Origin of the sequence: Umezawaea tangerina (assembly GCF_003002815.1) — a bacterium.
GTDB lineage: Bacteria > Actinomycetota > Actinomycetes > Mycobacteriales > Pseudonocardiaceae > Umezawaea > Umezawaea tangerina.
On sequence record NZ_PVTF01000005.1, the window covers coordinates 331,945 to 344,435 of the forward strand.

Below are 12,491 nucleotides of genomic sequence, written 5' to 3' on the forward strand. Positions count from 1 at the left end.
GAACCGGCACGGCCCTCAAGTCGGCATCGTGCGCACTCGATGCCGACTTGAGGTGCCCCGAATGTCCGCACGGCTTCCCCACCGGGAATCCGATCTTGTTCGGGGTGGTCTGTCCGGGTGGCGACGCTCCGACCGCGCGTCACCCGGTGCGGACGCCGTCCCGCGGTGCGCCTACTGGTACACCTCCAGCTCGTAGACGCGGGCCGCGGTGTTGCCGCTCTGCTCGGCGGTCACCACGTCGATCCTGACGTAGCGCCCCGACACCGACACCGCGTGCGTGCTCGCGTTCGCCGTGTTGCCGCGCACCTGGGCCGCTGTCGACCACGTGGTGCCGTCGTCGGACACCCGCACGTCGAAGTCCCGCGTGTTCCACGCCGCGGACTCGCCGCCCGCACCGGCGTGCCGCACCACCACGGACCCCAGGGCGAGCTTGCCGCCCAGGTCCACCTGGAGGTACTTCACCGACGCCGTGGAGCAGAACTTGTCCGACGAACCACCCGACACGCTCCCGTTCACCGCCTTGTCGGCGGTCTCGTTCCCGTTGCACGACGCCGATCCCGACGCGGGCTTGCCCAGCGCGAGGTTCGTCGGCGTGACGGCGTCGAACGACGGGGGCGCGTCGGCCGCGGCGCTGCCCCACGTGGTGTCGGGGGTCGTGCCGAGGGTGAACGACAGGGTGCCCCCGGTGGTGGCGAACGACTCCGGCAGCCACGGCTTGGTCGAGGACACGCCGTTGACCGACAGGCCTTGGACGTAGGGCGTCGCGGCGGCGGCGTTGGGGGCGTCGAGGGTCAGGGTGACGCCGTTGCCGCGGTGCACGACGATCCGCGGGAACAACGGGCTCGCGACGAGCAGTTCGGCGCGGCCGGGGGCGAGCGGGTACAGGCCCATGGCGGACCAGACGTACCAGGACGACATGGCTCCCAGGTCGTCCTGCCCCGGAATGCCGCCCGGCGCCGTCGACCACAGCGTGTTGACCACCTGGCGCACGGTCTGCTGGGTCTTGTACGGGCTGCCCGCGAAGTCGTAGAGCCACGGCGCGCCGATGGACGGCTCGTTGTTCAGCTCGGACTTGAGCCCGCCTGCTCCGGTCAACGCCCAGGTCCCGTCGGCGCGGTGGAAGAACGTGTCCAGCCGGGTGGTCGCCGCGGCGTTGCCACCCATCGCGTCGAAGAGCCCGCGCACGTTGTGCGGCACCATCCACGTGTACTGCGCCGCGCTGCCCTCGGCGAACCCGTTGCTGCTCGCGGGGTCGAACGAGGGCCAGGTGCCGTTGTCGTTGCGGTCCTGGACGTAGCCGTTGGCCGGGTTGTAGACGTTCTTCCAGTACTGCGCGCGGGCCAGGAACTCGTCGCGGGTCGTGTTCTGCCCCAGCCGTGCGGCCAGCTGCGAGACGCCGAAGTCGGCGACGGAGTCCTCCAGGGTCTCCCCCGCCCCGCCCCACGCGTTGCCGTTGGCCGGGATGTAGTGCTTGGAGAGCCACTTGTCCAGCGACGGCCGTTCGCCGACCACCATGACGTTCCACCCGTCGCGGCTGAGGTCCGCGCTCGTGACCGTGGTCGCGGCGCGCACCATCGACGTCAGGGCGCCCTGCGCGTCGAAACCCGTGCCGCCGAAGGCGTAGATGCTCGGCACAGCCGCGTGCGCGGGATCACCGGTCATCACGTGGGTGCCGCCCGCCGCGTGGGTCCACCGGTCCCACACGCCGCCGTTCTGGTTCGCCTGGTTCAGCAGCGACTGGGCGATGTCGCTCCCGACGTCGGGTCGTACCAGGGTGAGCAGCTGCAACTGGCTGCGGTAGGCGTCCCAGCCGGAGAAGTTGGCGTACTGCGCCCGCTGGCCGCCGGACACCGTGTGCACCGCCTGGTCCATGCCGGTGTACTGCCCGTTGGTGTCGCTGAACACGTTGGGGTGCAACAAGGAGTGGTAAAGGGCGGTGTAGAGGGTGGTCTGCTGCGCGGTGGTGCCGCCGGTGACCTCGACGCGCTGGAGCTCGGTGTTCCACGCCGCGCGGGCGGCCTGGCGCACGGCGTCGAAGCCGGTGCCCGCGGGGTTCTCGGCCGCCAGGTTGGCCTGGGCGTTGGCCTGGCTCACGAAGGAGATGCCGACGCGCATGGTGACCGTCTGCCCGGCGGCGAACGTGACGTAACCGCCCGAGCCGCGCCCGGCGACGGGGTACCCGTTGGTCCCGTAGGTGGTGCCGCCCGACGCGCTGGTGGTGCCGGGCCGCAGCGTGCCGTCCTGCCAGGTGCCGGTGCTGGTGAACGGCTGGTCGAACACGGCGTGGAAGTGCAGGGTGTAGTAGCTGCGCCTGCCGATCGCGTTGATGTAGCCGCAGAAGTTGCCGCTGGTCACCGATCCGGAGATGGTGCGGTTGGCGACGTCGACCGTAGTCTGCGCGGCGCTGCTGCCCACCTCCGAGTTCGACGTCCGCACGAGCAGCGAGGCCGTCTTGCCCGCCGGGTAGGTCCAGCGCGCGGAGGCGGTGCGGGCGGTCGCGGTGAGCTCCGCCCCGACCCCGGAGGCCAGTCCGACCTGGTACTGGCCCGCGGTGGCGCTCTCGTCGGCGTGGGCGAAGTCGCCTGCGTACTTCGCGTCGGTGGTGTCGGAGCTGGGCGAGGTGTCCACCTCCCCGGCGTGCGGGAGGAACGGGACGTCGCCGTAGCCGCCCGCGCACCCGGTGCCGGACATGTGCGTCAGCGCGAAACCCCTGATCCGGGTGGCGTCGTAGCGGTAACCGCCGGGCGCCGCGGCACGGGTCTGGTCGCCGCGCGTGTTCTCCGGGCTGAACTGCACCATCCCGAACGGGGTGGTCGCACCGGGGAAGGTCTCGCCGTGGTTGCTGGTCCCGATGAGGGTGTTCACCAGGCCGGCGGGGTCGGCGACGGCCGCGGCGGCCCGCGCGGGCGGGCTCACCGCCAACGCGATCAGCAGGGCTCCGGCTCCGATGGCTGACAACGTTGTCTTCACCGCAGAGCGGTGTGACCGGACGAATGGGCGCATGCTGCCTCCACGACCTGCAGGGACGGGGCTCCCCCTGTCTAGGCGCGTCGCGGTGGTGCTGCCAGTGCCGAAATTTCACCCGTTGGACCACTTGGCCGTCGGCGTTACAGTGCCCGCTCTCAGGCCCACTGCCAGCCGATCCCCAGCACCCCTGAGTCGACGGAGGAAGCGGCCAGGTGGACCGCGTGGTGCGCGTTGAGGTGGAGCTCCCCGGTCGTGTGCTGCTCGTCCTCCAGGTCCCGCTGGGCGAAGGCGTAGCAGCGCACCGGCACCGCGCGCGGGTCGAAGCGCGCCTGCACGAGGAACTGCTGAGCGGGATTGCGGAACCCGTAGGCGAACTCGGTCGACACCCCCGCGGTGGGGTCGACCAGCTCGCTTTCGAAGACCCACGTCTCCCCTGCCCGCAGCACGTGGTCGAACACCAGCTCGTAGACCAGCCCCGGCGCGCTGGGATGGGGCACGAACCTGCCAGGACGGCAGTTCACCAACCTCCGTGCGACCACCAGTCCCGGTACGCAGGAGGGGTTCCCGTAGTACCGCACCACGTACCGGTCCACGCCGTCGCGCACGGCGCGGACCAGGAGTTGCGACCACAGCGACGTTCCGCACCGCTCGGCGTCGACGGTGATCTTGTGCTGGACGCCGATCACCTCGACGTCCTGGTTGTCCGAGGGCAGCAGCAGGTCGAGCAGATCGGTGACCGGCGCGATGTCCTCGCAGCGCGCGGCAGGTGTCCTCGCGGCCTGTCCCCTGCCGCCGGGCGTCACGAGGCGCACCAACGACTCCGGCCGGACGCCGAGGAGGCCCTCCAGTTCGCGCACGGCGTTCAGGGACGCCGGGGTCTCCGGGCGGCTGTGCCCGTTCTGCCAGTTGCTCAGGCTCGACAGGCCGACCGAGACACCTCGCTGGGCCAGGTGGAACCGCAGGCGTTCGAGGGTGAGACCGCGTTCCCGGATGGCCGCGCGGAGGGCCACGTGGAACAGCCCGCCGGGCGGGCCGCCGTCGACCCACGGCCTCCGCGCCGGTCCACCCGTTCCGCCCATGCCGTCACCTGAGCCCGTTCTCGACACCTGATGACCAGGTCGATCCTAACCGCGGGGACGGCGACGCGGGGCGCGGCGACGGCGTCTCCTGCGAATCGAGGAGACGGCGGCGATCCGGCACCACGCGCCCCGGTGCCCCGTCCGCACAACTCGGACGTCGGAGCGACCTCGATCGAACAGGGCACAGCACGGGCCCGGCCGGTGCATCATGATCGGCGGACGTCGGTCTAGCGAAGTGGGTTGAGTCGAGTGCGGCGGTCATCTGCCAGGCGAGCGGTCGGCATCGTGAGCGGCGTGGTGCTCTGCGCGGCGCTCGCCACCAGCCTGGTCCTGTTGCTGGACAAGGGTGGTCTGGAACAGGGCGACCGGATCGCGAGCATCACCAGCATGGTGCTCGCCGCGGTCAGCCTGCCCGTCACCGTCTACTCCGCCTACTTCTCGATCACCCGTGACCGGCGGAGCACGACGGCGGTGGAGGCCGGGCGGCTCGACGTCGTCGCCGACGCCATCGCGGACTCGGTACGGGCGCAATGGGAGTCGGAGGAGCAGATCCGGCACGTGCACGACCCGTTCCCGCTCCCGTTCCGGTGGACGAACTCCGACCCCGACATCACGGACCACTGGCAGAACGTCAACGGCACCCCGGACGACGGCACCGCCCTGGACCTGGCCGGCCGGGGCGACAACATCGTCGACACCTTCCGCCGCGTCCCCTCGCGACGCCTGGTCGTGCTGGGCGAGGCCGGGGCGGGCAAGACCATCCTGACGTCCAGGTTCGCCCTGACCCTGCTGGGCGAGCGCGGCCTCGTGCCGGGGGAACCCGTGCCGGTGATCTTCTCCCTGGGTTCGTGGGACCCGACGCTCGCCTCGCTGCGCGACTGGCTCACCGACCGGCTCGTCGCCGACTACCCGGTGCTCGGTCGACCCGACGGCGCCGGTGGGACCCTGGCCGCGCGACTGCTCGCCGGCCGCCGGATCCTGCCCGTGCTCGACGGCCTGGACGAGGTCACCGAAGGGATGCGCGGCGAGGTCATCACCAGGATCAACGCCGGAATGCGCCCAGGGGACCAGTTCCTGTTGACCAGCAGGCCGCGTGAGTTCCGCGAAGCCGTCGAGGCGTCGGACGTGCTGACCGCGGCGGCGGTCGTGCGGCTCGGGGGGCTGACGATGGACGACCTCGACCGCTACCTGCCGCTGACGGCTCGCAAGGTCCGCGGTCCTCTCACGAAGTGGCACCCGGTCCTGGAGCGCGTGCGGAGTGCGGGCACCGGCAGCCCGCTGTTCGAAGTCCTCTCGACACCCCTGATGGTCGCCCTGGCGAGGGCGGTGTTCAGCGACACCGACGCCGACCCCGCCGAACTGCTCGCGCTGGCGGGCGGGGACGTCCGCGGCACGCGCGAGGTGATCGAGGACCGCCTGCTCACCGGGTTCGTACCCGCTGTGTACTCCGATCTCCCGACCGGCGCCGGAGCGGAACGGACGGAGCGGCACCTGCGGTTCCTGGCCCGTCACGTGCGACGCCTCGGGACCCACGACCTCGCCTGGTGGCGGCTCGTCCTGGAGGTGCCCCGTGTCGTGGTGGGGATCGCGGCCGCACTGGTGATCACCTCGGCCACCTGGGTCGGCGCGGGCTTCGCCGGGTGGGCGGGGCACTGGCCCGACAGCGCGGGACAGCGCGCGTGGGGCATCGCGACCCTGGTGGCGGGCGTGCTCTGCGGGCTGGTCGGCGGGGCGATCGTCGGTCAGGGCCATGGCATCCGGCCGTCCCCCGCCCGCCTCCGGCTCCGGATCCACGGCAGGCTCCGACAGATCGTCGGACTGCTCGCGGACAGGTTGTGGAGCTGGCGCAGTGCGGCGTGGTTCGCCGTGTGGACCGGCGGAGGCCTCCTGTTCGGCCTGGCGGCGTCGATCCTCGGCGAAACCGGGAACGTCGTGCTGGTCGGTCTGGCCGCGGGTGCGTTCTCCGGTGCCGGCCTGTGGCTCGTGGTCGCCTTCGTCTGGGCGCTGGGCACGCCGGTCGACCTGACCGAGATCACCAGTCCGACCGAGCTCCTGCGCACCGACCGGCGGACCGCGGTGAGGCAGGGACTGGTGGTGGGCGTCGGCGGATCGGCCGTGTTCTGGCTGATGCTGCTCCTCGCGTTCGAGCCCGCCTTCGGCGTGCCCTTCGAGGTCGTGTTCTCCGGCGGGCTCTGGTTCCCCGGCTTCCTCACCCTGGCCGTGATGGGACTGCTGATCTGGCTGCTCTTCGTCACCGTCTGGGGCCCCTGGCTCCTCGCCCGGCTGTGGCTCCCGCTGACCGGACGTCTGCCGTCGACCGTGCTGGCGTTCCTGGACGACGCCCACCAGCGCGGCGTGCTCCGGCAGTCCGGTGGGGTCTACCAGTTCCGGCACGCGCGGCTGCGCGACTACCTGGCGGCAGCGCCCCACGACCGTTGACCCCTGGCCGAGATCCTTCGGATCACGCTCGAGCCACGCCCCCGGTTGTCCTCGAGTGGCACATCTCGCGACGAGCAACCGGCTTCGGACCCGGCCCGTGCACCAGGTGTGAACATCACCAAGTTGGCCTCAGCCCTTGTCGGAACCGCGGCGATCGCCCTCGGCACGGTGGGCGTGGCGGAGGCGGCCGCGCCGCTCGCCCCGTGCACGGCCTCCGACCTCGACATCACCGCGCACCAGCACCCGTGGCCCCCGAACGACCAGGACCAGTTGTTCTACCTCGCTTTCGACGCCAAGCCCGGCACCGCGTGCACGATGCGCAGCATGATCGGCGACCTCGTCTTCCACGACGCGTCCGGCACTCGGCTGGGCATCAGCGTCGCGTACCCCAACCCCGGTGATGAGAAGCCCGTCGTGATGGCGCCCGGTCGCCAGAAAGTGGCCTACATCGCCTCCAAGAAGGGAACCGGTCAGGGCTACCCGGTCGCGTTCGCGACCTTCACCCTGCTGTCCGCCGAGAGCGACCGGGCCGTGAGCGTGGCGTGGCCTGCCCCGCTGACCGGCGGTCCGGCACGACTCGGGCACGTCGGCGACGCCGTCAGCTGACCACGCGGAGGCGGGTGTCCGTCGAGGCTCGACGCTTCGGCGGACACCCGCCTCCGGTGGAGGTCCGTCCGAGTGCCGTCCGTTGTCCCCCAACGAAGTCCTACCGACGGTCACCCCTTGCGCGCTAGGCCGATCAGCTGCTCCACGACGTGCTCGGGGGAGCTCATCGTGCTGATCCCCTTCGCCGCGGCGGTGGCCGCCGTTCGGTGGCCGTCCGAGTCCCAGACGCGGCGTGCCGCCCCGCCCGCGTCGGCCGGGTCGTCGATGACGATCGCGGCTCCCTGCGCCGCGATCCGCGCGGCGTTCAACGGGTGGTCGGCGAGGAAAGGGCGCAGCACGAGCGGCAGGCCCGCCGTGAGCGCGGCCAAGACCGTGCCGGTGCCACCGGCGGACACCACGAGGTCCACTTCGGGAAGCAGCTTCGCGAGGGGCACGAAACCCAGAGCGTGCACGCCCTGGGCACCGGCTGCGGCGGGCAGGTCGGCCGCGTCCGCGGTGACGAGCACGTCGAACCCGGCGGCGTCCACGGCGGACACCATGCTCGCGAGCGCGTCCTTGTCCTCCACCGTCGTGCCGAGCGTGACCAACGCGCGCGGCCGGGAGGACCGCCCTGGAACGGCCACCGCCATCCCTTCGCCGTGCCCGTTCAGCGTCGGCCGCAAGGAGATCCGGTCGGCGGCGCGGTGGTCGTCCGGGCCGAGCAGGAAGTCGGGATAGGCGTCGACCAGGGCGATGCGGGCCGACGGGCGCAGTGAGCGTTCGGCGAAGTTCTTGGCCGAACGATCGCGCAACGAGGAGGTGAAGTCCTCCGGCAGCGGCGCGCCCACCCGGTGTTCGACCCACGGGATGTCCAGCATCGTCGCGACGAGCGGACCGAGGTAGTCCAGCTCCTCGGTCACCAGGAGGTCCGGCTCCAGCTTGACCAGCTGCTCCAGGGTCTCCTCGACAGCCAGGTCGACGCGCACCCCGGCGAAGTACTCGACCGTTCCCGGCCCAGGGTGCGCCGGGTGGGAACCCGTGCGGCGCAAGGTCTCCTCGACGTTCGCGGCCACGCCGGGCCCCGCGGGCCAGACCGCGGCCGGGGCCAGCCGGGGCTCCATCTCCTCCGCCGTGATCACGACCGCCTCGTGCCCGGCGGCGCGCGCGGCGTCGAGCAAGGGCATCATCGGCAGCAGGTGACCGGTCATCGGGTTCCCGGTGAAAGCGATGCGCATTGTTCCCCTTCGAAGAACCGACGTGCGCGACGACCGCGACGCGTCGCTGGGCCGGCACCCGGCGCAGGGGGGTTCCTCCGGGACGAGACCGAGCCGGGTCGTCCACGGAGATGCCTGCGGCATCCGTGGTGCACCGGCACTTCGTACCCTGTCGGGTCGGACGTTCTTGTGACATCCCGGTGACACCGGTTGTCAGGCGAGCGGAAGGGGGATGCGCGTGCGGTTCGGAGTGCTGGGCCCGTTGCTGGTGGTGGACGGGGCCGGAACCGGGATTCCCGTGGTGGCGGGCCGTACGCGGGTGCTGCTGGCGGCGCTGGTGACACGGGCGAACCAGGTCGTGACCGCGGCCGAGCTGGCCGAGGCCATTTGGGACGGTGCCCCACCGGCCGCGGCCTCGTCCACGGTGCGCCGGTACATGACCCGCCTCCGCCGCACGGTGGGCGCGGAGGTCGCCCAGCGGATCGTCACCCGCAACCACGGCTACCTGTGCCTCGCCGGTGAGGACGAGGTGGATCTGCTGGCGTTCGAGGCGTTGTGCGACCAGGGTGGCGCCGCGGTGCATGCCCGAGCCTGGTCCAGCGCCGCCGAACACCTGAGGGCCGCGTTGGCGCTGTGGCGCGGAACGCCGTTGCAGGACGTCTCCTCGCGGGTGCTGCGCGACGCCCACGTCCCGCGCCTGGAACAGCTGCGGATCCAGGCACTGGAATGGCGGATCGAGGCCGACCTGCACCTCGGGCACCACGACCACCTGGTCCCCGAACTGCTGGCGCTGGTCGACGAGCACCCGTTGCGGGAGAACGCCCACGGTCAGCTGATGCTCGCGCTGCACCGCGGCGGCAGGCGGGGCGAGGCGCTGGCGGCCTACCAGAACGCCCGGCGCGTGCTGGTGGCGGAGCTCGGGGTCGAGCCCGACGCCCCGTTGCGGGAGCTGCACCGGCGGATCCTCGACGGCGACCCCGTGCTCGCGGTGGCGACGTCGGAGCCGGAGGTGGTGACCGCCGTCGGCGGGCGGCCGACCCCGCGCCAGCTGCCCACCGCGGGTCCGCACTTCACCGGCCGCGCGGACGCCCTGCGGAGCCTGACCGACCTCGCCACGCGGACGACCGGCGCCCGGAACGCGGTGGTGATCTCGGCGATCGGCGGCGCGGCCGGGATCGGCAAGACCGCGCTCGCCCTGCACTGGAGCCAGGCCAACGCCGACCGGTTCCCCGACGGGCAGCTGTACGCGAACCTGCGCGGCTTCGACCCGGCCGGGACCCCGGTCGACCCCGGAACAGCGGTCCTGGGGTTCCTGGAGGCCCTGGGCGTGCCGTCGGCGCGGATCCCGGCGTCCCAGGACGCGCGGGCCGCGCTGTACCGCAGCCTGCTCGCCGGGCGACGGGTGCTGGTCGTCCTGGACAACGCGCGCGACGCCGAGCAGGTGCGCCCCCTGCTGCCCGGCTCGTCGGACTGCCTGGTGCTGATCACCAGCCGCGGCGCGCTGACCGGGCTGGTCGCCGTCGACGGCGCGCACCCCCTGCCCCTGGACCTGCTCACCACCGCCGAAGCCCGTGAGCTGCTGACCCGCAGGGTGGGGGCCGACCGCGCCGCCGCCGAACCCGAGGCGGTCGACGAGCTGGTCGACCTGTGCGCCCGGTTGCCGTTGGCGCTGAACATCGCCGCCGCCCTGGTGCTGGCCAGTCCCGCCCGGTCCCTGGGCACGCTCGCCGCGCGGCTGCGCGGTGGTTCCGGTCGTCTGGACGCACTGGACACCGGAGACGCGGCGGGCAGCGTGCGGGCCGTGTTCTCCTGGTCGTTGCGGGACCTCGACGCCGACGCCGCCCGCGTGTTCCGGCTGCTCGGGCTGCACCCCGGCGCCGACCTCGACCGCCACGCGACCGCGGCGCTGGCAGGCCTCCCCGTCGACCGGGTCGACGGCCTGATCGGACGGCTGACGCGGGCGCACCTCCTGCACGCCCACGGGCCGGACCGGTACGGCATGCACGACCTGCTGCGCGCCTACGCCCGTGACCTCGTCCTCGCGCAGGACGGCGTAGGTGATCGGCGGGCGGCGTCGACCCGGCTGTTCGACCACTACCTGCACACCGCCTCCGCGGCGATGGACACCCTGTTCCCGTTCGAACGCCACCGCCGCCCCCGCGTCCCCGAACCGGCCTTCCCCGGCCCGCCGGTGGACGAGCCCGACGCCGCGCGGGCGTGGCTGGACACCGAACGGGCGAACCTCGCCGCCGTCGCGGTCCAAGCCGCCGACGGCGGCTGGCACGAGCACCCCGTCCGGCTGTCGACCACGTTGTCCCGCTACCTCGCCGGTGGCGTGTACGCCGAAGCCACGACCATCCACGGCTCCGCACGCCGTGCCGCCCACCACTCGGGCGACTCCCGCGCCGAGGCGACCGCGATGGTCAGCCTGGGCACCATCGCGTTGCGGCACAGCCGCTACCAGCAGGCCGAAAGCCTGCTGCGGCAGGCGTTGCCGCTGTTCCGCGAGCTCGGCGACCGCGCGGGTGAGGCCCGCGCGCTCCACAACCTCGGTCTCGTCCTGAACGACCAGGGCCTCGACCTCGACGCCGTGCACCACCTGCAAGAGGCCCTGATCCTCTTCACCGAGGTCGACGACCAGGCGGGCGAGGCCAAGGCCATCAGCAACCTCAGCGCCATCGCCTTCGACCAGGGCCGCCACCAGGAGGCCGTCGACCAGAACCAGCACGCGCTCGACCTGTTCCGCCGACTCGGCGACAGGACGGGCGAGTCGCACACGCTGATCAGGCTCGGCGAGCTCACCTCGGCGCAAGGTCGCCACGAGGAGGCCTCCGGTCACCTCCGGCAAGCGCTCGCCCTGAGCCGTGACGTGGACGACCGGTCGGGCGAGGCCGTCAGCACCGACCACCTCGGTCTCGTCCTCCGGCGGCAAGGACGGCCGGAGCAGGCCGTGGACCACCACCTCCGAGCACTGGACCTGTTCCGCGCGATCGGTCACCGGACCGGCGAGGCCCGTGCGCTGACCAACCTGGGCGACCTCGCCGTCGAGCGGGGTCGTCCCGCGGAGGCGAGCGCGCACTACCACCTCGCCCTGGACATCTGCCGCGAGATCGGACACCCCTCCGGGGAAGCGTTGGCCCTCAACGGTCTCAGCGCGGTCGCCCTCGTCCCCTCCGCCGGTTCGGTCCAGGGGCGTTGACCCCGACGTCGGCAAGACGCTCGATCAACCGCGGGAGACGGTGGAGCATTTCGCGTCTCCCTACCCCCTCCTACGTTGGGCTCATGCAGAAATTCACGCTCGGCGACGTCGAGATCTCCCGAGTGGTCGAGTGGCACGGGAACTTCGCCCCGGTCGGGGTCCTGTTCCCCTCCATGCCCGACGAGCTCTGGCGTGAGCACGAGTCGTGGCTCGCCCCGGACTTCTGGGACGCCACGACCGGCGACTACTACGCCTACATGCAGACCTGGGTGCTGCGGAGTGCCGGCCGGGTCGTGCTGGTCGACACCGGCATGGGCAACGACAAGCCCCGCGAACACGAGCTCCTGGCCCGGCGTGGTGGCGACTTCCTCGCCCGGCTGGCCGCCGCGGGGGTGGAGCCGGAGGACGTCGACATCGTCGTCAACACCCACCTCCACGCCGACCACGTGGGGTGGAACACCCGGCTCGTCGACGGCGAGTGGGTCCCGACGTTCCCCAACGCCCAGTACCTGATCAGCAAGGTCGACTTCGACTACTGGAATCCCGCCAACGGCCACACCCAGCGGTCGACGTTCGGCTCCGTCCACGACAGCCGGGCCACGTTCGCCGACAGCGTCCAGCCGATCCACCGGGCGGGCCAGGCGGTGCTGTGGGAGGGCGACCGCCACCGCGTCGACGAGGACCTGTGGCTCGACCTGGCTCCCGGCCACACACCGGGCTCCGCCGTGCTGCGATTGGAGTCCGGCACCGACCGGGCGATGTTCGTCGGGGACGTCGTGCACACGCCGCTCCAGATGATCGAGCCGGATCACGACACCTGCCTGAGCGAGGACCCGGTCGGGGCAGCCCGATCGCGCACCAGGATCCTCGACCAGGCGGCCGCGACCAACAGCCTGGTGGTGCCCGCGCACCTGGGCGGAGCGGCCGCCGCCGAGGTCGCCCACGCCAACGGCATGTACTCGATCAAGCGGTGGGCACCACTGACGTCCGTCCGTTGACACAAGGGAT

7 protein-coding genes are annotated in these 12,491 nt (G+C 72.2%); 4 read left to right on the top strand and 3 right to left on the bottom strand.

The window, feature by feature from the left end:
- Window positions 1–171 precede the first annotated feature (171 nt).
- Together CLV43_RS19030 and CLV43_RS19035 are read right to left on the bottom strand one after the other, a co-directional pair.
- Window positions 172–2,970, bottom strand: coding sequence for a GH92 family glycosyl hydrolase (locus tag CLV43_RS19030; protein WP_245886674.1), 2,799 nt, complete (start codon window positions 2,968–2,970; stop codon window positions 172–174).
- 152 nt (window positions 2,971–3,122) lie between these two features.
- Window positions 3,123–4,046 carry a helix-turn-helix domain-containing protein gene (locus CLV43_RS19035; RefSeq protein WP_106188550.1) on the bottom strand — a complete coding sequence of 308 codons (924 nt, stop codon included), beginning with the start codon at window positions 4,044–4,046 and terminating at the stop codon, window positions 3,123–3,125.
- Window positions 4,047–4,331: 285 nt separating this feature from the next.
- On the opposite strand from CLV43_RS19035, the gene CLV43_RS19040 reads away from it, so the two are divergent.
- On the top strand, window positions 4,332–6,485 hold the full coding sequence (locus tag CLV43_RS19040; RefSeq protein WP_106188551.1) for an NACHT domain-containing protein: 2,154 nt from the start codon (window positions 4,332–4,334) through the stop codon (window positions 6,483–6,485).
- 123 nt (window positions 6,486–6,608) lie between these two features.
- Window positions 6,609–7,091, top strand: coding sequence for a hypothetical protein (locus tag CLV43_RS19045; RefSeq protein ID WP_146174806.1), 483 nt, complete (start codon window positions 6,609–6,611; stop codon window positions 7,089–7,091).
- Between the two features lie 110 nt (window positions 7,092–7,201).
- Here the strand turns inward: CLV43_RS19045 and CLV43_RS19050 are convergent, their stop codons facing one another.
- Complete coding sequence (locus tag CLV43_RS19050) at window positions 7,202–8,305, bottom strand: glycosyltransferase (protein WP_106188553.1); 1,104 nt, start codon at window positions 8,303–8,305, stop codon at window positions 7,202–7,204.
- A gap of 217 nt (window positions 8,306–8,522) precedes the next feature.
- Between CLV43_RS19050 and CLV43_RS50075 the strand changes: the two genes are divergently transcribed.
- Both CLV43_RS50075 and CLV43_RS19060 read left to right on the top strand, forming a co-directional pair.
- On the top strand, window positions 8,523–11,483 hold the full coding sequence (locus CLV43_RS50075) for an AfsR/SARP family transcriptional regulator (RefSeq protein ID WP_170155905.1): 2,961 nt from the start codon (window positions 8,523–8,525) through the stop codon (window positions 11,481–11,483).
- Window positions 11,484–11,566: 83 nt separating this feature from the next.
- A complete protein-coding gene (locus CLV43_RS19060; RefSeq protein WP_106188555.1) occupies window positions 11,567–12,481 on the top strand; it encodes an MBL fold metallo-hydrolase in 915 nt (304 codons plus the stop codon).
- The last annotated feature ends 10 nt before the right edge of the window (window positions 12,482–12,491 follow it).